General features: G+C 49.7%; 27 protein-coding genes. 25 read left to right on the top strand and 2 right to left on the bottom strand.

Going from position 1 to position 20656, the window contains the following annotated elements; all coding sequences use genetic code 11:
* Positions 1-6: 6 nt before the first annotated feature.
* The gene (locus tag MKX34_RS23930) at positions 7-201 is read right to left on the bottom strand and encodes a hypothetical protein (RefSeq protein WP_256715434.1); all 195 of its coding nucleotides are present in this window, start codon (positions 199-201) and stop codon (positions 7-9) included.
* 240 nt (positions 202-441) lie between these two features.
* Here MKX34_RS23930 and MKX34_RS23925 point away from each other — a divergent pair, with 240 nt between their 5' ends.
* The 6 genes from MKX34_RS23925 to MKX34_RS23900 all read left to right on the top strand — a co-directional run bounded on the left by MKX34_RS23925 (position 442) and on the right by MKX34_RS23900 (position 3882).
* Positions 442-777, top strand: coding sequence for a hypothetical protein (locus tag MKX34_RS23925; protein ID WP_076297463.1), 336 nt, complete (start codon positions 442-444; stop codon positions 775-777).
* Positions 774-1070: a hypothetical protein gene (locus tag MKX34_RS23920; RefSeq protein ID WP_076297462.1), complete on the top strand. Its 297-nt coding sequence runs from the start codon at positions 774-776 to the stop codon at positions 1068-1070. The genes MKX34_RS23925 and MKX34_RS23920 overlap by 4 nt, the downstream gene beginning before the upstream one ends.
* Positions 1071-1129: 59 nt before the next feature.
* Positions 1130-1876, top strand: coding sequence for a hypothetical protein (locus MKX34_RS23915; RefSeq protein ID WP_143763784.1), 747 nt, complete (start codon positions 1130-1132; stop codon positions 1874-1876).
* A gap of 622 nt (positions 1877-2498) precedes the next feature.
* Positions 2499-2663 (top strand): hypothetical protein, encoded by a 165-nt coding sequence (locus MKX34_RS23910; protein ID WP_179089330.1) that lies wholly within the window; start codon positions 2499-2501, stop codon positions 2661-2663.
* A gap of 121 nt (positions 2664-2784) precedes the next feature.
* Positions 2785-3192, top strand: a complete 408-nt coding sequence (locus MKX34_RS23905; protein WP_076104020.1) for a phBC6A51 family helix-turn-helix protein — start codon at positions 2785-2787, stop codon at positions 3190-3192.
* Positions 3193-3720: 528 nt separating this feature from the next.
* Entirely contained in the window at positions 3721-3882 is a 162-nt protein-coding gene (locus MKX34_RS23900) for a hypothetical protein (RefSeq protein ID WP_178944316.1), read from the top strand.
* Positions 3883-3895: 13 nt separating this feature from the next.
* Here MKX34_RS23900 and MKX34_RS23895 read toward each other — a convergent pair whose 3' ends face one another.
* Positions 3896-4108 carry a hypothetical protein gene (locus tag MKX34_RS23895; protein WP_339203615.1) on the bottom strand — a complete coding sequence of 71 codons (213 nt, stop codon included), beginning with the start codon at positions 4106-4108 and terminating at the stop codon, positions 3896-3898.
* A 7-nt stretch (positions 4109-4115) separates the two neighbouring features.
* Between MKX34_RS23895 and terL the strand changes: the two genes are divergently transcribed.
* From terL to MKX34_RS23800, 19 genes are all read left to right on the top strand, one after another.
* Positions 4116-5813, top strand: a complete 1698-nt coding sequence (terL, locus tag MKX34_RS23890) for a phage terminase large subunit (RefSeq protein ID WP_256717676.1) — start codon at positions 4116-4118, stop codon at positions 5811-5813.
* Between the two features lie 232 nt (positions 5814-6045).
* Positions 6046-7398 carry a portal protein gene (locus tag MKX34_RS23885; RefSeq protein WP_081384053.1) on the top strand — a complete coding sequence of 451 codons (1353 nt, stop codon included), beginning with the start codon at positions 6046-6048 and terminating at the stop codon, positions 7396-7398.
* A 113-nt stretch (positions 7399-7511) separates the two neighbouring features.
* A complete protein-coding gene (locus tag MKX34_RS23880) occupies positions 7512-8234 on the top strand; it encodes a phage minor capsid protein (RefSeq protein WP_339203610.1) in 723 nt (240 codons plus the stop codon).
* Between the two features lie 86 nt (positions 8235-8320).
* On the top strand, positions 8321-9010 hold the full coding sequence (locus tag MKX34_RS23875; protein WP_076297459.1) for a hypothetical protein: 690 nt from the start codon (positions 8321-8323) through the stop codon (positions 9008-9010).
* A gap of 95 nt (positions 9011-9105) precedes the next feature.
* Positions 9106-10197 (top strand): DUF5309 family protein, encoded by a 1092-nt coding sequence (locus tag MKX34_RS23870; RefSeq protein WP_076297458.1) that lies wholly within the window; start codon positions 9106-9108, stop codon positions 10195-10197.
* A 62-nt stretch (positions 10198-10259) separates the two neighbouring features.
* The gene (locus tag MKX34_RS23865) at positions 10260-10475 is read left to right on the top strand and encodes a hypothetical protein (protein WP_076297457.1); all 216 of its coding nucleotides are present in this window, start codon (positions 10260-10262) and stop codon (positions 10473-10475) included.
* A 50-nt stretch (positions 10476-10525) separates the two neighbouring features.
* Entirely contained in the window at positions 10526-10876 is a 351-nt protein-coding gene (locus MKX34_RS23860) for a hypothetical protein (RefSeq protein WP_256717674.1), read from the top strand.
* Entirely contained in the window at positions 10876-11196 is a 321-nt protein-coding gene (locus tag MKX34_RS23855) for a hypothetical protein (RefSeq protein WP_076297455.1), read from the top strand. Before MKX34_RS23860 ends, MKX34_RS23855 begins: the two co-directional genes overlap by 1 nt.
* Positions 11196-11576 (top strand): minor capsid protein, encoded by a 381-nt coding sequence (locus MKX34_RS23850; protein ID WP_076297454.1) that lies wholly within the window; start codon positions 11196-11198, stop codon positions 11574-11576. Before MKX34_RS23855 ends, MKX34_RS23850 begins: the two co-directional genes overlap by 1 nt.
* A gap of 81 nt (positions 11577-11657) precedes the next feature.
* Entirely contained in the window at positions 11658-12188 is a 531-nt protein-coding gene (locus MKX34_RS23845) for a hypothetical protein (RefSeq protein ID WP_076141597.1), read from the top strand.
* A 59-nt stretch (positions 12189-12247) separates the two neighbouring features.
* Positions 12248-12685 carry a hypothetical protein gene (locus MKX34_RS23840; RefSeq protein ID WP_076297453.1) on the top strand — a complete coding sequence of 146 codons (438 nt, stop codon included), beginning with the start codon at positions 12248-12250 and terminating at the stop codon, positions 12683-12685.
* 77 nt (positions 12686-12762) lie between these two features.
* Positions 12763-12987: a hypothetical protein gene (locus MKX34_RS23835; protein ID WP_076297452.1), complete on the top strand. Its 225-nt coding sequence runs from the start codon at positions 12763-12765 to the stop codon at positions 12985-12987.
* A 7-nt stretch (positions 12988-12994) separates the two neighbouring features.
* Positions 12995-13396: a hypothetical protein gene (locus tag MKX34_RS23830; RefSeq protein ID WP_076297451.1), complete on the top strand. Its 402-nt coding sequence runs from the start codon at positions 12995-12997 to the stop codon at positions 13394-13396.
* The gene (locus tag MKX34_RS23825) at positions 13393-17184 is read left to right on the top strand and encodes a hypothetical protein (RefSeq protein WP_076297450.1); all 3792 of its coding nucleotides are present in this window, start codon (positions 13393-13395) and stop codon (positions 17182-17184) included. The genes MKX34_RS23830 and MKX34_RS23825 overlap by 4 nt, the downstream gene beginning before the upstream one ends.
* Complete coding sequence (locus tag MKX34_RS23820; RefSeq protein WP_076297449.1) at positions 17184-17744, top strand: phage tail domain-containing protein; 561 nt, start codon at positions 17184-17186, stop codon at positions 17742-17744. Before MKX34_RS23825 ends, MKX34_RS23820 begins: the two co-directional genes overlap by 1 nt.
* 95 nt (positions 17745-17839) lie before the next feature.
* Positions 17840-18244, top strand: coding sequence for a hypothetical protein (locus tag MKX34_RS23815; protein WP_076297448.1), 405 nt, complete (start codon positions 17840-17842; stop codon positions 18242-18244).
* Positions 18245-18265: 21 nt separating this feature from the next.
* Complete coding sequence (locus MKX34_RS23810) at positions 18266-19936, top strand: hypothetical protein (RefSeq protein ID WP_076297447.1); 1671 nt, start codon at positions 18266-18268, stop codon at positions 19934-19936.
* 20 nt (positions 19937-19956) lie between these two features.
* Entirely contained in the window at positions 19957-20229 is a 273-nt protein-coding gene (locus tag MKX34_RS23805) for a hypothetical protein (protein WP_143763782.1), read from the top strand.
* 14 nt (positions 20230-20243) lie between these two features.
* Complete coding sequence (locus MKX34_RS23800; protein ID WP_076297445.1) at positions 20244-20561, top strand: hypothetical protein; 318 nt, start codon at positions 20244-20246, stop codon at positions 20559-20561.
* Positions 20562-20656 lie beyond the last annotated feature (95 nt).

The following is a 20656-nucleotide window of genomic DNA, read 5'->3' as shown; positions in this document are numbered from 1 at the left end:
TCGCACCTAGCTCGCATATTTAAACGTACAGGCTGCGCGCATATAATACTCGCCGCGCACCTTAACGGAGAGGTCCGTAATTTCCTCGATAACTCCGCTGCCCGTTAATTCGTTATCTACGAATATGACGATCGGTGCGCGTTCGAGTTGCGCGGTATAAAAGTGAACGTTCGAGGTTAGCGTCTTCATAAAGCGATTCATGTGCGTAGTCCTTTCGTGAGTTAATACGGATAATATTCGACAAAATAGCGCCGTTTCCTTCCGGGGAGGTGGCGTTTTTATGCGCGGGAAAGTTACAAAAGTAACGTGCAGATACCTATAATACGTGCGGTTAGCTGTACATATGTTACAACCGGAGGTTTAAGGGGCGTTTGGAATGCGAATGTTGCGGGTATACTCCGCACGTCCTTACGCTTTACATACGAATAGGAGGCGTTGTACATGGCCGGAAACATTGGCGAAATGAACGTTAATATCGCGGAAACGATCCGCGGACTTAAGGCAATCCAGCGCGAGGCGAAGAAAGCTACGCAGGCGTTGCGGGATTTAGAGAGCACGGAAACTGGCGGAGTATTTAAAACTAACGATCGACTTACGTGGGAAGGCGCCAAACATCGCGTAATCATTGCGGATGCAGAAACGGCGATACTAGCGCCCGTCATCGGATATACTGACGAGCTAGGCTACGTTAAGTCTACGAAATATGCCGATATGTTCGCGGTCAGTAATCAGCCGGAGTTATACGGTTCGATTGCGGATGAGGTGGTGCGGATATGAGCGATTTGACATACGGAGAGGGCTGCGTCCATATCTGGTTGGAGGCGGGTAAATCACTCTACCACAAAGGTAAACATTACGGGATTGACCTAATGCCTGAAATAATCGCAATTGAAAATGGTGCGCTGGAGTATATATGTGGGTCCAACTTCAAACAACGAGATATAATCCTCGCGTTCTATGAAGATTTGATCCCATTCGAGACTGCGTTTGAATTATTAAAAGTTTGGGACGAAGACATAGAGGAAGAGTACCGGAAGGAGTTGGGGAATTGGCCGAATATAAGCGCTTAGTTGATCCGGAAACAGGCGAGTCACACGATAGGGCTCTCATATTAGAAGACGGTGATCGCGTGACTAGCGCTGCCCAACGCCAAGAATACCGGCGCATTCAATTGCAAAAAGTCGGTCGCGGTCCCGAATTTACGATAACGCAAATGAGCAACATTGACGAGGTAATCGAGAAGGTATCCGATAAACACTGCGGATACCTTCTTTATTTACAGTGCTTCGTCAACTATAGCGCAATCCTTGAGAATCCGAATAAGACCGCTATGAGTCGTGAGGACATTATGCGGACGCTGCGAATCGGACGGACAACCGCCCATCACTTTCTTAAGGAGATGACGGAGGCCGGCGTAATTACCGAAGAGGCGGACACTTACCGGCTAAATCCGCGCTATCACTTCCAGGGGAAATCGGATAACACGGCGGTCATCAAGACGTTCGTTGCGAAGGTAAAGGCGCTGTATTCGGAGGTTAATGCGAAGGATCTCGGGTTCGTGTATAAGCTGCTGCGCCACGTTCATCTCGAAACGAATACAATATGCGCGAATCCTTACGAACGGGACGTAGAGAATACGTTACCGCTTACGAAAGAGGATATCGCTAGGCTGACGGGCGTGACCGAAAAGTCCGTTTATACAAAGCTGCGTAATCTGCGCTTTGGCGATCAATACGTATTCGCGGAAGTGATATACGGGAACGCGCGCTACTACAAGATCAATCCGTTCATTTTCTACCGCAAGAACGGACAGCCGGACGCGACTCTGCGCGAGATGTTTTCCATCCGGAATAACTTCGCGAAGAGGTCAGCGTAAATCTATCGGTAAAAACGCGAACAAATACGACCATCTATCGGTAAAAACGCGAACACGTAAAAAGTGGCTTGCGCCTTAGAGCCGCGTGGGTTTGCGCCGTTTGAGGGGTCAAATTACTTCTTAGTCTTTAGACAACCGGACTGACGTCCGACACTGCGGCGAAAACCTTGCCTTGTGTAACTAGTATCTAACCTCGCCGATCTTTAATAAAAGCTTGAGCGCAGTTAAATAACATGTTCCGAAGACGCGACAGCGGCAAGGTGTGAAGCCCGCTTTTGGCTGAACAGGCACTATGCTGAAACCTTTGTCTGATAGATACATGAAGCTTAATCGAAGAAGTATCTCATGTAGACAACACAAAGAATAGCGCGGATGTTAAAGCGCTAGTAATCGCAAAGCGAACGCTAAGTGAGCGGAGGGATAGCGTAATGTTAATCGTATTCATATGCGCATGGATAGCGCTAGGTATCGGAGGAATTACGCATCATATCTGCGTGTATAAGCGTGATATACAGCCGTTTACTATAACGTTCATTATCGTATGTCCTCCGTTATATTGGGCGCTGATATATGCGTTTAGGAACGGATTTGGCGGATGGGTATGAAACGGAGGGATAACGCTATGTGGTACGTTAAACAGTTATTACCGCTAAAGTACGATACGACATACGTGGAGGACGGATTAGTGTACGTATGTAAATGGCGTATGTGGTTCGGAGTCAGCTTCGCTATCAAGCGTGGTTGTATCGGACAGGTTATGGACGGATGGGCTAACGCTTATTTATAACGTAACAGACAGCGTTGTTCTTACGCTCTGCCCGAGCGTAGGAGCAGCGTTTATAGTACTTAAATATAAGCGTTAGGGTAGCGTAGAAGAACGCTAATTAAACGGAAGGGAGACGGTAATATTGGCGAAGACATTAACGCCTGAACAGTATATCGCGATCGAGTGGTTATCTATACCGGGTAAAGGCGGTAAGACGTACGAAGAGATAGCGGACATATGTGGCGTACACTTTAATACGCTGGGTAATTGGCGTAAGGATAAGGCGTTCGATGCGGAGCTTAAGCGTGCGATTGTACGGAACAATAGCGCTAAGCTACCGGAAGTAGTCGAGTCTATGGCGGATTGGGCTATACGGGAGGGTAACGCAGCAGCAGCGAAGTTAGTCCTGCAGATTAACGGAATGCTTACGGATAAACTCGAAGTGGAGACGAAGCTTGATAGCGGAACAGACGTAGCCGCGTTGACAGCACGGATCAAGGCGTTGCAGGTGCGTAAGGGCGATGAGGATGGCGCGGACTCACAAGGATAGCGTGTGGTGTGCGCATATAATGAAGGAACGCGATGGATGACGGTGTGATTGCGTGTGAACTGCGACTATTTAGTCTGCACGGGTCGCCTGACGCGCACCCTCCGGAAACTTTCGGACTTCACCGTAGTACAGCGAATTTAACGTTGCATAAGCGTTGTATAATCGGAGGGATTAGCGCTGAACTAACGCTGCATAAACTGGAAACGGAATACTACGTTAAATGGCGTTAAGCCTCGTGGTTACAGCGTTCTTACTGCGCGGGTACTGGTAAATGTATATACGTTGCATACGGGGCGTTTATGCACTGTGTACGAACCGCGTAGTGGTGCGGGTTGGCGGCGTTGACATCTGCATCATATACGTATTTTGTGCACATGTCTTGCATAAACGTTGCATAATTAAATCTATTTTATTTACTTCAACGCTTTAGTGCTGTAAAGCCCCAACGCCCCAAAGCAATAAAGTGAATTCTGGTGCTACAGATTTCCGCGTATCAAAAATAACGTTTGACTTTCGGAGGTGGATGCGTTGGAGGAACTACGTCAGATCGCGCTCGACTTATTGGAATCGTATCACAGCGCAGAGGAGTCCGCCATTCACGAATATATAACGCACGACGTCCGCGGAAAACTGGCGGATCTCGAGCGTGAGGTTTCGGAACTGCGCGATCATATCGTCAACATCACGTAATTTCACCGTTAAATCACCGTCGAATTAGCGCGCCTACCTCTTTCCGAGTATAAGCGGAAGGGTCACGTAGTTCAAGCGCTAATTCAACGGTAAAATCACGGAAGAACTCAAGGCGCGGCTTTTCGTGCCTACGCGGAAGGGAGGCGATATCTATCGCATGGATTGACGGCAAGTGGAACGGACGAGACGCACGCAACACGGTAATCAGCGGTATTAACGGACTCATTGATTCGTTGGCTGGCGTAGATATCGCGTCTCTTTCGGAAGAAGATCAGCGTTTAATCGACGAACAGGTTGCGGAGCTTGAGCGGTTAGAGCGTATTAACCGTTGCGAACGTAATCTACTCGAATTTTCATTAGAGTATTTCTCGGAAGCGCGCAATCCCGGCAATGACGGTAACTGGGACGGATTCGATATCGCAGATATATCGGAAGCGCCTGAATTTCACCGGGAAATCGCCGAGATAATCGACGACATATCTAACGTTAACCTTAACGATAAGGTAGCGGTCGCAGCGCCCCGTTCACACGCGAAATCAACGTATTTATCGAAGGCGGAACCCTTACGCGAGATCGTTTACCGCAAACGTAAATACGAAATCATCATATCGGAGACGCCGGCAGTATCCAGCGCTAACCTCGATTGGATCGCGGCACAGTTAAAGAGTAATGCGAAGCTGCGGGCGGACTTTGGACCGTTATTATCACCGAAGCAGCAAGAAAATCCGAAGGATAACAGCTCGGAGTTTATCGCATGGGAACCGCGCGAAGACGGAACAAAGAAACTACTCACGAAAGTCGAAGCGGCATCAACGGGACAGGCGCTACGTGGACGAAACTGGAACGGTGTTCGTCCGGATTTAATTATCTGCGATGATCTCGAAGACATTAAATCTAACGCTGCAACTCCGGAACTCCGGCGCAAACTCAAGGACTGGTTCGCGCAGACGGTCGTACCACTCGGTGATCCGCGCGGAAAGAAGACGGCGTTCATATACATGGGAACAACGGTTCATCACGAAGCATTGCTCGTTGACGTGCTATATAATCGTTCGGACTTTAAGAGCCGCGTATATCGAGCAATTAAGACGTGGCCTGAGCGTATGGACTTATGGGAAGCGTGCCGACTCGTATATAAAGATCCGGACCTACCGAAGGAACAGCGCGTCAAGGAGGCACAAGCATTATACGAATTGAATCGCGCCGAAATGGATCGCGGAGCCGTCGTATTATGGCCGGAAGCGCAGCCGATATGGACTCTCATGACGTGGAAATGGAATAACGGTAGTAAGGCGTTTAATACGGAGTATATGAATAACCCGGTTGACGAAGAGTCGATGATATTTAATCCGGAAGCATTTGCTTATTGGGATGGCGGCGCACTTAAAGACGTCCTCACGCAATATCCGCGCCCGCCAGACTTGTTCGATATTTATATGGGCGTTGACTTCGCGATGGGCAAAACACGCGGAGACTATAGCGCTATTGTCGTAATAGCACGCGATAAACAGACGGGAACAAAATACGTTATTGACGCGTTCGGTGAACGGATAAAGCCGGACGCTTTTTTGCGTGTAATCGTCGAGAAAGCATTGCGATACCAACCGAACGCGATCGCAGCAGAAGCGCAGGCAGCGCAGGAGTTTTTTGTTATGCAGCTAAAAACAGCGCTAAAAGCCGAAGGATATCCAGCGCAAACACGCGTCAAGGAAATACACCAACGTTCGCGGAAGGGTTTGCGTATTGAGGCGCTTATGCCGGCGGTTGAGAGCGGCGAAATTCAATTTTCACGAAGGCACGCGTTATTACTCGAACAATTCGAAATGTATCCGTCCGGTACTCACGATGACTTACCGGATGCGCTCGAAATGGCCGTAAGTATTGCGAAGACGGGACGAAAGAAAGCACGCAATAAACCAAAATGGATGTAACCGTAAAGGAGGCGATAATTTGACGGAGTTTTATACGTATAGCGAAACGAAGCTTTTTTATACTGGCGCTCAATATCCGCCCGCAGCCGATATCGAACGTTTGGCAAAATACGAACGCGGACGCGCAATCTTCCAAGGTCGACACGCTGAGATATATGAACGCGCCTCATCCATACTCGCAGATACGCCCCAAGCACCGCAACTTAAGACCCTTTTTATTGCGGTTAACATTATGGACGTATTACTAACGAAGCCGGCGGATTTAATGGTCGGCGACCCACCTACCTACGATAGTGGCAAAGGACCGGATTCTCGCGAGCAGACGCGCCTTGATTCCGTTGTTCAAGAGAATGACCTCACGCAGATGATGCACGAAATAGTAATCGGAGGCGGATATCGAGGCGACTCGTTTATCAAAACGCGCATTGATTCACGTGATGACTTTACAGAAACGCTACAGCTCGGATTGAAGCCTCCGGAAGCCGTAAAGGAGCCGATAATTGAGCCAGTCGATCCGTCGATTGTGTTTCCGGAATTATCGCGCGGTTCGAAGAAACGATTCAAAGCGGTTAATATCGCTTGGGTCGAATGGGAAGTCGAACGGTCTAGCGGATTTATGGCGCTATTGGCGGGAATGCCAACGTCAGAAGAACCGTATCTCAATGTTGAACGTCATATTCCTGGATACATCATATATGAGCGGTATAAGCTGACGTCGAGCGGAGTCAATACGTACTACGACGTACCCGTTCCAATTTATATGATCGGTGAGCAAGTCGGAAAAACGCGTATTGAACCGACCGGTCAGACTTATATGCTTGTCGAGCATATTCCGAACAAGACAACGGATGATGATTGGCGTGGGATCAGCTCAGTCGAAAAGTTAGAAAGTGTATTGAGTGCGATTAATGATCGTCTGGTGCAGATCGATTATATACTTTGGAAACATAGCGATCCTACCGCGTATGGTCCTGAGATTGACGACAGTGAAGACGGGAATGTACGCTTCGGCAGCCGGTATATACCTCTTGATCAGACCGATGCAACTCCCGGCTATATGACGTGGAACTCGCAGCTTGAGGGCGCATTTAAGGAGCTTGATGTATTGCTTGGCCTCGTATTCCAAATGAGTGAAACGCCGCAGTGGTTATTTGGTACTACGCTGGCGGCGGACAAGGGTGGAACGGGAACATCACATACGGACGCCGGCGCAATCAAAGCGCGATTCATGCCGATTTTATCGAAGGTCAAACGTATTCGTTCGCATATTGATCGCGCTTTTAGGAATGCGCTATGGAAGGCGTTGGCCCTTGAAAACTACGCGTATAAGGGTGTTCAAGGTTACGCAGAAATCGAAGAAATTTATCCGACGATTAACTGGCGCGATGGAATCCCACGTGACGAAAAAGAAGCAGCAGAAGTAGCGCAGATTCGTACGGGAGGCAAGGCGACATGGTCGGTACTTGACGCGATTAAAGATCAAGACGGTGTAGACGACGCATCAGCGGAAGAAACCATTCGCAGAATTGACGCGGACGAAGAACGGACGCTCGGAACGGTCGAGTCAACGGTGTTTAACAAATGACGCCTCTAACCCCGGAGCCAACGTACGATTATAGCGTCAACCTTCTCGTCCGCGCATATAAAAACGCACTATTGGCGATATCCGCCGAACTTTCACGCTTAGATTTATCCGCAATGTCCCGCGCTAATTCGAAAGCCGCCCTCGCCGAGGTTGCGGCTATTTTGCGTGGGCTGAATACGGAATCGGCGGCGTGGGTTGACCGCTATATACCTCTAGCTGCTACGGATGGCGTTGCGCTCGCTATCGTCCAACTCAGCGCTGCGGAAACGTTAGAAGAGGCGCAGAAGATCGTTAAGTTTAACCGGATCAATCGCGAGTTTGTTGCGTCAGCCGTTGCGGATACTCAGGCGGATTTACTTGCGGTAACAAATAACGTAAGCCGCCGCGTTAAGCAAGTCGTCCGCCAGGTAACCGCCGATTCGATGCGCGCAAATCTGACGCGCGGCATTAACGGTAATCGCACGCTTAACGCCGATATTTTGCAGCGCATGAAAAGCACGCTAGGCAGCGCGGTTGATACCGGAATTATCGACGCGGCAGGACGGCGCTGGCGACCGGAAACCTACGTCGAGATGCTAACGCGTACGAAGATGGGCTCGACACAGCGCGAGTCTACGATAAATGAGGCGGTTGGTCGCGGTGCTTATTACGGAGTGATATCGAAGCATAACGCGATAGATAAATGCCGCCAATACGAAGGAATGATCGTTAAACTTACGCCGGATGCGCCAGGTAATTACCGTTATATAGGCGACTTACCACGTAACGAGATTTTTCATCCGTGTTGTAAACACGTAGTAACAGCGATACGTGATCCGAAACTATTGGAGCAATAAGGCTCCGCGTCCCAAACGTATAAGACGCGATAAACTGGACGGCCAGACATACTAGTGCCGACGGGCCTTGTACGGGAGGTATTACGATGGAAAACGAAATTAAATGCTCACGGTATCCGTTGAATCTGCAGTTATTTGCGGAAGGCGACGCTGATCCCGATCCGAACCCAGCGCCAGACCCAACGCCCGATAAGACGTTCACACAGGCGGAGCTAGACCGCATTGTTGCCGACCGTCTCGCACGTGACCGTAAGGGACGCGAAGATTACGACGATATCAAAACGAAACTGACCACGCTTGAAAAAGCGGAAGAAGACCGCGCTAAAGCAGAAATGACTGCAACCGAGCGGTTAGAAGCTGAGAAAGCCGACGCGCTTAAACGAGCACAGGAGGCAGAGGAACGAAATACGTCCGTTTTGACAGCTGCAAATAAACGCTTGATCAACGCTGAATTTAAGACCGCAGCACGCGACGCGAATATTCCGGCGGACCGATTGGCTGCCGCGTTGAAACTAGCGGATACCGACGCTGTTACCGTCGATGATGATGGAAATGTTAACGGATTGGCTGACGTAATTACAACGCTCATTGCAGAACATCCGTATCTGGCGGAAGCAGCGCAGCCGAAAACCGTAGGAAGTCCGTCGGGTGGCGGAGATCCCGCGATTAAGACGAAGGATCAGCGATTGGCAGAAGCGAAGGCGATGGCGGAGAAGAATCCGACACCGCAGGCGATCGCAGCCTACACGAAGATAAAACGTGAGTTATCGAGTTAAGCAGAGGCGACCCATTGGGCCGTCTTTTTATTTTGCACATCCACTTTATCGCTTGAACGCATTAAACAAAACTTATAAACGGGGGAATTTAAACCATGACTAAAATTTTTAACGCTGACATTATCGGTAAGCCGGAATCGGTAACAGAACAGATTTTGATGCTCAATCCATACCAAACGCCAATGCTCGCAATGTTGGGATTTGCGTCCCCAGTAAGCCAGGTAGAGCACATCTGGTTTGAAGATTCGATGTTTGCGACCGAATCGACCGTAACCGCCGACGCGCTGATTGGAGCTACCGCCGTCGTTGTTGCATCCGTTGAGCCATTTCGCGTTGGCGACGTCGTTAAGATCGGCGAAGAACTGCTAAAAGTGTCCTCAATTAATACTGGTACTAAAACGTTGACCGTAGCGCGGGGATACGCAGGTACTACCGCCGCAGCCGTAACGACCGGCGCAGTTGTTGAGTTCCAGTTTACGGAAGGCGTAGAAGGTGCTGACGCGATCGCAGCTCGGTACAAAAAGCGCGAGCGTAAATCTAACATCTCGCAAATCTTCACTGACACCGTTGAGATTACGGGTACAGCGGCTGCTGTTGCAAACTATGGCATCTCTGACCTGTATACGTACGAACAGTCAAAGAAGCAGCTCGAACTTGCGCTTCAATTGGAAAAGGCGCTGATTAACGGTATCAAATACGAAAACGGATCAACGCGCCAGATGGCTGGTGCTCGCAGTTTGATCACGACTAATGTCAAGGATGCAGCAAACGCGGCCCTGACGTTGAACATGATTAACGACTCGCTGCAAGCTATCTATGAAAAAGGCGGATTCGCGTCTGGAGGCAACTACGAGATTATCGTACCGGCTAAACAAAAGCGCGTAGTTTCCGGATTCGGCGCAGACCTGGTTCGCGTTGATCAAGCGGATAATCGTCGTGGTACCGTTGTATCCCGTCTGACTACTGACTTCGGCGAGTTCCCAGTTTCTATTAACGATAACCTAACCGCAAACGAGGCACTGATCCTAGATAAGAACCGCGCACAAATTAAACCGCTGAATGGTCGCGAGTTTCAACACGAATACCTCGGCAAGAAAGGCGATTACTATCAAGGTATGCTCGTAGGAGAATACACCTTCGAATTGCATCAAGAAGCCGCACACGCTCGCATTAAAGGCTTGGCGTAAGCCTAGTCGTAAATACAACGGAGCCTGCTCGCGCGGGCTCTTATTTATAACGGAGGTTAACGATGGCAAAGTATACGTCAAAGTACGCGGAGCTCTCGTTTTATGTTGACGGAACTGAGCGGAAGTTCAGCGCAGGTCAATACGAAGCGACGACGCAAGAAGAGATCGCGGTACTCGACCGTTTGGTTGACGCGGTTAAGACGGATGAAGAAGTACCGGAGGAACCCGTTAAGCCAGCGCCTAAGCCGCGAAAGGCTGCGAATACCTCCGCAAAATAACGGGAGGTGGGCGTATGGTTTCGGTAGAAGACGCAACAACGTATATCAACGTGAACTGTATTAGTATTGACGATTGGACGGACGCAGACGACGCCAAAAAACTACGGATAGTTAACGTGGCAGGACGGACGCTGACGAACAAATACGCTCAATATACGATACCAGACGCGGCTGTATACGAATATGCGAATGAACTCGCGATCGCGTTTAACGATACGAACGCGCTGCAGCAACAAGGCGTAGCGAGCTTCGGATTAACGGGCGTCGCGAATTTTACGTTTAAGGATTGGGCGAAAACGGGCCTCGACGCATGGATACCGGACATCGCGCTCGAACTTATTAGCGCAGAGAATGGCGGCGTTAAACTCGGACGTAAGACCGCGAAGTGGGTGACGATGTAATGGCGCTCATACCGCTGAGGCAAACGGTCACAATTACGCCGTTTACCGGATATGGTCCGGATTATAACGAGCCGGAATACGGTACTCCTTACACGCAGAAATGTCGCTTTAGCGAGGCGGCAAAACTTGTACGCAATCAACACGGCGCGGAAGTCGTGAGCGTCGGCACGTTTTACTTCGATAAGCTCGCGGACATATCGCTCGACGACCGCCTTACGTACACCAACGAACTATTAGCGGAGACAACGTACACGCCAATCGCAATCAGCGTAAAACGGGCGCTCAACGGGAAGCCGCTAATAACGGAGGTGGACGTATAATGGCGCTTTTAACAGTCGCAGATATTAACGCAACCATCCGCTTAATCGTTCCGGGGGTTACCGTAGTCGGCAACGATTTTACAACGGCTAATCCGGACGATTGCGCTTATACGCGGATAACGGGCGGACCACCACCGAGCGAATGGTCATCCGTTGCTTATCCGTCATTTCAAGTCGTGATTCGCGCGAAGTCATCCGCAACGGCTGAAACGAAGGCTAACGCTATATTCGAAGCTCTGCACGGTAAGGCGGAATTTATGATCGGGACTACACGCGTCGTTAAGTGCTTGGCGGATCAGTCAGCGCCTTGGTATCTCGGACCTGACGCGAATAGCCGAGCGCTATATTCTGTGAATTTTACGCTAACAACATCGTTATAAACGTGGGGCTGTCCGTTATCGGGCGGCTCTTTTTGTTGTGCTACACAGTACACAAATATAAATATAAGGGGACATGTGAGAATGTCACAAAACTTTAGCAAGATTGAGGTAGGCCCGGCGATAGTCGAATACGGCACAGGACTAACGGCGGTCAAATTCGAAACGACCATCGGCGGCGTCGTCTTCACAACGGAGACTACTTATCGCGAACAGAAGACGGACCAAACCGGTGAGACCATCGTCGGTAAGCGCGTAACCGGACGTAATGTAAGCGTGACGGTACCGTTCGGCGAGTATGATCTGCCAACTATTCCGAAGATTATGGCGGGCGCGGAAGTTGTAACAGGCGCAGGTGGTTCGAAGGTTGTTGTTAAGACTGGCGTAGGCCTTAACTTGATTGACACCGCAAAGCAAGCCGTCATTAAGCCATTGGCGAAACTGACTGATCCGGACTTTTGGATTACGATTCCGCTGGCGTACAGCGAGACGGATTTATCTTATTCGTTCAACAACGAAAATGAGCGCATCACAAACGTAACACTCCGGTCAACTCCGGATGAAGACGGAGTTATTGCGATTCTCGGTGACGAAACAATCACTGCAACACCGTAAATATCACGTTGAAAGGGGCGCTTAATTGCGCCTCTATTTCTTTATAAGGAGCGAATATAATGCAGATTTTTAAGCGTTCAGATAAAGCGGAAGTACCCGCGCCAGAAGTTCCGGTAATTGACCCCAACGTAATCCAGCTCGGAGACAGAACGGTAAAGGTGCGGAAGGTTCCGGTCGGTCAATGGCGCGAATTATTTGCCGCTGTTAATATGCTGCCGGAATTGATTATGGGCGTTATGTCAGCGCCAGCCGAAAACCGCGCAGCATACTTATTCGCGTTTATCGAGCACGCGCTAAATGACGTCGTTCAAGTGGTCAGCGTATTGACCGGATTTGAACCGGAGTGGATCGAGGCAAACGTCGCGCCTGACGAATTGATGGCGTATTTTACAGCCGTTGCACGCGTTAACAATTTCGGCGGTCTCTTAAAAAACGTGCAAGGCGCTCTGCAACTAGCGAACCTGCAAACGGGAACAGCGGAAGCGAGCGCCGAGTAACGATAGATGAGTTTTTCATAGACGCAGCCGTTCGCCTCGGTAAAACGCAAGTTGAGTTCGAGCGCGGTTATTACGTTATGGACTTACTTGACGTATTGGATGCGGTTAAGCGGCACAAGGCTGGCGAAATGTTGGACGCGCTAAACGTTAACGTAAATGCTCACTCGACTGACGTAGAAGGCTTCCGCAAGTTTACGACGGGATTACAGCGTGAAGCCGGATTCGCGACGCAGAGCAAGCCGAAGTTTGACGAAGCCGGATTTAAACTATTACGCGATCAGATGAGCGCGGGGAGGGTGTGACGGACGGATGGATTTTCGGATGGAAACGGCGGCGCTACGTCAGTTTTTAGAGCGTCAGAAAACGCGAGTACTCGACGGGGCGACCGTCGGATTACATGACGCTACCGACCACCTACTCGCGGCATCACGTAATGAGGCTCCGTTAGATACTGGCACATTGCGGATGACAGCCGGCAAGGAAGTCGTAAATAGGGACGGTCGGATATACGGTGAGGTATTTTACTCCGCAACGGAAACGGGTTCCTCTGGTGCGCGCTTTAATTATGCGCTACGTGTACACGAGATGGGCGAGTATAAGAATCCGACAACGCCCGGCACTCGTCCAAAGTTCTTATCGCGACCACTCCGAACGAATGAACGGATATATAAACAGTTTATCGCGGATGCAGTAAGGAGGGCGCTAAGATGAGTACGGGCGGTACAAACGTAGGTGAAATTCAGGCGCGGATTACGCTTGATATAGCGGAGTTTCGGCGTAACTTAGACGAAGCGAGGCGGCGGATACAGGAACTCGAAGATCAAAGCAGACGCGGTGCGGACGGCATGCGCGATATGTCTTCCGCGTTAGCCGGGATAGGTGCAGGCGCGGCCCTTACGAAGCTCGTTTCCGAGATGAAGCAAGCGGTTGACGCAGCTACGAAGCTGTACAACGCTTTTCAAGGTTTAAACGCTGTGGCAAAGGGCTTCGGAGTTCAGACGAAAGATGCGCAACAGGCCGCGCAGGATTTAGCCAAGCGTGGGTTCTTATCTCTGACCGAATCGGTATTAGCGTATAAAACCGCCATGTCAACCGGTTTAGGGTTGGAGCAGTCTACAAAGCTCATTAACTCCCTCGCGGATTCAGCAGCCTACAATAGACAATCCTTCTACACAATGGGCGGCGCTATCCAAGCGTCACTTGATGGTATCAAGAACGGTAACTCGGTACTGTCTGATGCGGTCGGCGTTACGAAGAATCTATCCGTTATGCAAAAGGAATACGCACGAACGATCGGAACGACGGCGGGCAGATTGACCGATGCGCAGAAGATCCAGGCCGCATATAACGGATTTATCAACGAGGGCGCGATATTCACCGGAAATGCGGACCAAGCGATGCAGGATTTTACCGGCACACAGGCGCGGTTTACTGCTGCCACGGATGAAGCGACGGTAGCTTTCGGACAAGCGTTCACACCACTGTTTAAAACCGTGCTCGAAACGTTGACTCCGACAATCATTGCGCTCGCTGAGTTTACCACCGAGAACAAAGCGCTTGTTTCTGCTGCTGCTGCGAGTTCGGTCGGTGTATTAGGACTCGTTGCAATACTCGCGACTGTACCGCCACTTCTCAAGCTCATTGCGGCCGGTTTGAAGGAGATGCAGCTTGCGGCGGGACCTATCGGCTGGATTACGTTAGCCGTCGGCGCGTTAGCGGGAGGTTTCGCCTACCTAAAGACTGCGCAATCAGAAGCCGCTAATGCTACGAAGGAACTCGCGAAGGCTCAGTCAGATCTTAACGCGGTATTAAATAAGCGGGATATTGATCGCACGGCTGCGGATGTCGAAGAGTTGAAGGCGAAAACGGAGGAGCTAACGCCTGTCCTCGCGGAACGCGCGCGGCTACAAGAGCGGTTAAACGAGCTTCAGGCGGCTCAAAAGGCAGGCACAGCACTTCCGGAAATGTATACGGAACTTCCCGATATTATCGATGCAATCAGTATACTCGACGATAAGCTCGAAGACCTCGGTTACACTGGCGTAGAGAATGCGACGCAGAAGCTCGGAGAAATGAACGCGGTCATAGATAAAGGTGTTATCGCGATATCCGCTCAGGATAAAGCGGAGTATGCAGCCCTTGCTACGAAAAAGCAGACGCTAAAGGAAATGTCCGCAATGGCTGCGGAATTTAAAACGCTTAACGCAGCGCAGGATCTGGACGCATCGCAGAAAAGCCGCCTCGTTGATATTACGCAGAAGTTAGTCGAGCAGTATCCGGAATTGAACGCTCAACAAGGCGAGGACGGAAGAATTCGCGCTAGTAACATCGATGTAATTATCGACCAAATTGCGACGGACAAGCGTTTTACAGACACGGCCGCCGATAACAGCGTGGCGCGTATACGTAATTCTGCTAAAGAAAGTGAAGCGGTAGCGAAATCAATACAGACGCAAATTGATAACTACACGCGGCTAATAAAGGCGATGGCAGCCGTATCCGGTACAAAGGCAGGAACTTTTGAGGAAGATATGGCGGCAAAGGCGGAGGCTGACAAACGCAAAAAGTCGGGCAACGTTATGGACATCGTGACTAATGGCGCGCTGGAGATGATGGTGGGGTCCGGAGCATCTAAAGAACTTGAAAAGCAACAAGACGACGCGCTTAAAGAGCAACAGAAGTATTCCGACGCAGCTCGTGATCTCGAAAAGCTGGCAGCCGAGGTTGAAACGGGAACCCAAACGTTCACGAAGGATATCATCACGCCAGATGCTCCGAAAGCTCCGAAAGCCGCGAAGGAGAAGAAGGAAAAGACGGGTAAAACTCCGGCGGAACTCGCTGCTGAAATGCGTAAGGCAGCATACGAAGCAGAACTAAAGACCGTCCAGTTCCAAGCGGATTTCTACGATATGACGGCGGATCAACAGATAGCGAAATATGATGCGCTTAAGAAGAAACACGCTACGTTCTTAAAGGAGTCCGTAGACGATGCGCGGACGTTAGCTCTCCAACTTAAGCGGCTCGGAGAAGACACCGTACAGTCGCGATTTGAATTCTCGACGACCGCGATCGAACAGGAAACACGCCGTATGGAAGACGCGGGCAAGACGGAACGCGAGATCGCTAACCAAAAGCTGTACCTGTGGCAAAACGTTCGTGGACGCTACGAAAAGGACTCCGAGTACTATAAGCAGGCGGACGAGAAAGCGCGCCAAGCCCGTAAGGACCTCGCGTCAGCTACGGTAAAAGAGACAAAGGACACGTATGATAAACGCGTGGATTTAATCGCGAAAGAAGTACGTAGGCTCGAAGACTCTGGCGCGGCAGAGGCGGATGTCACAGCATACAAAATCGAGGAGTGGACAAAGCTACGCGAACAGTATTCGAAGGACTCGGAGTATTACGCGCAGGCTGACGAACAACTCTACAACCTTCGTAAATCTCTTACGAAGCTGACGCAGGATCTCGCGACCGATCTCGTTAAGACGCAGAAAGCCGCAATTAAGGACGCAAAAGACGCGGAACTCAAGGCGATCGAAGAACGTAAGGACGCCGCGTTAGCCGATTATGACGCGCGGATTGACGCTATCCAGCGCTTACGTGACGCCAACAAAGAGCTTAATGTTGACGCCGACTACGCGACGCAATTAGCGGAGAAGCAAACGCGCTTAGCGGAATTATCGAGCGCGGTCGGTCCGGAAGGAATAGCGGAGCGTGACGCACTTCTTAAAGAGATCGCGCGCATGCAACTCGAACACGACCGCGAATTAACCGACCGTACGCTCGCGGATCAGCAAGACGCGCTTAAGGACGAAAAGGATGCGAAGACGAAAGCGTACGAAGCGGAGAAGACCGCAGCCGAAGCGCAGTACGACGCATTAACGGCGGCATTTGATGCGTACTCAGGCGATATCAAGTCGATAGAGGACGGAATCGCAGCGTATCGTGTTAGCGCAAGTGGCAGCGCGAATAATACGATCCTTACGGAGCTCGACGGATTCCTGACAGAGTATCGCGCAAAGATGGCGTCGATTACACAGATTAATGCGGAGTCGAAAAAGGCAGCAGATTTGGCGCGCTACAACTCGAATAAGGACGCATATGACGTGGCGAAGAAGTCCGGTAATACAACGGAGATGTCGCGTTTGCAAACGGAGAATCAAGCGATTCGCGATCTGTACGGAATAGGCGTAGATACCGGTAAACTGCAGGCGTTTAAGGTCGGGGGCATCGTCCAAGGCGCGGTAGGTGAGGCGGTTCCTGCGATAGTACACGGAGGCGAAATGGTGTTGACCGCCGCAATGCAAGCTACGTTATGGGACGCTGTATCAAATCCGCGGATGGTTGCGCAATCTCCGGCAGCCCCGACTTATATTACGAATAACATTGATATGGGAGCGGAGAATGTGACGCTGACAGGTAAGGCAGATATCGGTATGTATTATGATGAAAAAGCGCGCGCAGTCAGCCGATTAGCATCGATGGGGGTGAAGGAGTAATGACTACGTCTTTTTCGTACGACGTAGCGGTAAATGGCGTTTGGTTATCGGAGTACGGAGCCGCGCTATATGAACGTAACTTACCTGTCTTGCCAGAAACCGAAGACAATACGGTCAAGCTCGCGAATACAGACGGCGTCGTTGATTTCGGCGCTTCCTATGGACCGCGTACGATCGGACTAACGTTCGAGATTACGTCATCGGCTGCGGAGTTTCATCGGACATTAGCGTATCTAGCGCGGACGTTTAACGCTAAACGCGGAGAGATTACGCTAGAGTTTGCGGACATGCCCGGCAAGTACTACGTAGCTACTTACGCAGGTACGCTCGCGCTCGGTGCAACAGGATCGCGTTTGATTGACGTTAATCTGCGCATGAATGATCCGTGGCCGACCGGAAGCGAAGTGCTTACGGAGTATACGATAGATGCGTCATGGCAAGCGGTGGCGATCGAGTCGGAAGCGGATGTGAGGGCGCGACCAGTTATTACGATGGCGAATACGGGAGTTACGACAGTTAACGGATTTACGCTAACGAACGAGTATACGCTCGAAGATTAAACGAAGGAAACGCGGAGGGTTCGGCAATTATGCCGGGCCTTTTTTGCGTTGATCAAACCGCGCGATCTTAGCGCAATAATAGGAGGAAACGAATAATGGCGATGCAAATTTCGAACTATCTGAGCGCGGCGCTACTTAACGCAGCTTTACGCAATACGGCGTTTACCGGACCGGCTACCGTTTACATTGCGCTATATAAATCGGACCCAACGGCGGCGGATACCGGAACGGAGGTAAGCGGAGGCTCATATGCACGGCAGGCGGTTACATTCGGAGCGCCGACGCTCGTTAGCGGACAGCAAACCGTAGCAAATACCGCAGAAGTCGTGTTCCCCGTTGCTACTGCGGATTGGGGACTCGTAACGCATATCGGATTACGTACGGCGGCGACTGGCGGAAGTCTTTTGTGGACGAAACCGCTCGATAATCCGCGTACATTACTCGTAGGCGACCGTCCGAGATTCGCGGTATCGAGTACATCCGTTAAATTCACGCAGTAATTACGAGAGGGGAACGAATAGATGGCGCAAATGGAAATGTTTCCTGCCACAGCAAATTCGCCAGCGACGGAACTATCGGCAGCAATTACGGATATTCAGACGACAATTACGTTGCTCGATGCGTCGAAATTACCGGACGCTCCGAATATTGCGACGATTGGCGTAGATGAGAGCGCGGAAACGGTAAGGTACGAAGGTAAAAGCGGAAATGAACTAACGGGAGTAACGCGCGGATTTAGCGGGACGGCGGCAAAGGCGTGGGGAGTCGGCGTAGGAGTGGCGCGGTACTTTACGGCGTACGATGCGGATGCGCTGCGGGAGAATGTGGCGGATCATAGCGCGGAATTGGTGAGCGTTAGTGCGCAGTTGGCGGATATTGCGCTTAACATACGTTCTTTTGGTGCTGCTCTGGATGGAGTCACTGACGATGCTCCGGCGATTATGGCAGCACACGATGCACTTCCCGCAGCAGGAGGAGCAATCATTGTTCCCGGTGTAGCTTTGATTAGATCACCACTGGTATTTACTAAACAAACATCTTTAGAAGGTTCGGGATATGCGACTAATGCGGTAAATCCAAGCTCTTATCCATCTTCTTCAATTCTTAAAGATGGTGATTTTAATGCAATTACACTAAAAGCTAATGGTTCATCCATAAAAAAAATTGGTGTTGTCGGTTTGCCTGGCAATGGCGGGGACGGTATTTGTGTTGAAGCAGCGCGCTGTTGCATAGACGTATCTATCAACTCGATGGGGAGAGATAATTTAAGAATTGGAGGAGGTATTGGGGTTAACGCAAATCTCTGGCGCGTACCAAATATCATAACTCTTGACGCTGGCAGATACGGTATGTATGTTCACAGCGACGATCCAATGGCAGATACAAACGCAGGAATATTATTCAGCATAGACGCAAGAGGAAACCAGTTAGGAGGATTAGTGCTCGGTAATGCTTACGCTAACACTTTCTTAGGGGTTGCATGTCAAAACAACCACGGACCCGGTGTACATCTACTATCAGGAGCTGTCAGCAATGTGTTTGTGGCTCAATATACAGAAGCAAACATAGGCGGAGAATTTGTTATGGATGCAGGTTCTAAACAAAACCTCATTCTTGGCGCTCGTGGCGGTGTAGTCAATGACGGTGTTGTAAACAACGGCACATCAAATCTTACTTTGGGTTCAACAAGCGCCCTTTCTGAACTTCCCTACTTTTTTAAAGATCCATTCGCTTTATCACGAACTTATAGATTAAATCAATCTATAAGCGGATATTGGGACGAATATGTAGACGGTTCTGACCGTTCTCTTAATTACAAGTTGATGGGTACTTCTGCATCATCAAGCATAAAGGATAGTCATAACGGAGCAGGGATCATCACCCGAGAAGTCATGCGTTTAAAAATTAACAACGGAACAGCAATTGCTGGTCATATGCGCGGACTTAAAACCATAGACTTTCCTTCCATTCCAGCCCATTCCACAGCTGAGCAGACAATTACTGTCATGGGCGCTAAGTTAGGTGATAAGGTGGACGCTTCGCCCATTGGGAAACCAGAGGACGGACTTATATTTGGTGGCGCATATGTGAGCGATGTTGATACTGTCAGTATTCGTATTGGGAATATAACTGCTGCCGCTATTGATCCAGCATCAAGAGTTTGGCAATGTGTTGTTACGCAACATATTTAATTAAGAAATGGGGTATAAAGATGGCGTTAAAAATGACTTTAAATTTTGACACTGGCGTTGTAGTGGAGAATGCTTATTTGAATATCGGAGATATCACAGGAAACAAAGACGCCCTCTATTTTCAACTTGACGTATATATGAGTAAGAGTGCGAGCGAGGAAGGTAAAAAGGTTATAAGACAAACGCTACATTCATTTACACCATCAGCAGAAGATGACTCTTTACGGTGGGACAAGCAAGCGTATGAATATCTGAGAACTTTGGAAGAATTTAAAGATGCGGAAGACTGTTAAGGAGATGTTTTATCATGAGAAAACTACAAGTTAATTGCCCATTCTGTAAACAATATATTAATGAATACGACGGGGACGAATTAAAGACAGGCGTTAGACTAAATTGCACAAAATGTGGCTCTTCCACTCATATTGAAGATAGTTTTTCACAAAATAAGGATAAAAATATGAGTGAAAATATTAGTGAACAAGCTTTCTTGGAAGAGTTGCGAAGTCTCATGACCAAATTTAAATTGGCAGTAATAACTATGAATACAGAGCAGGGGGGCATCTATTGCGATCCAGAGGATAATTATTTCTCTGCTAGCGATGCCTATATTATTATGCGGTAAGGCGGTGCAGAGTAATTATTACTTACTGAAACTTACTGTAAATGGTGATTGTTGGAGAAAAAGATGGAGATAATAAACAAAACGTCCTATAATTA

Source organism: Paenibacillus sp. FSL R5-0636 (genome assembly GCF_037974255.1).
Lineage (GTDB): Bacteria > Bacillota > Bacilli > Paenibacillales > Paenibacillaceae > Paenibacillus_AQ > Paenibacillus_AQ odorifer.
This window is presented reverse-complemented; position numbering and strand designations above follow the sequence as displayed.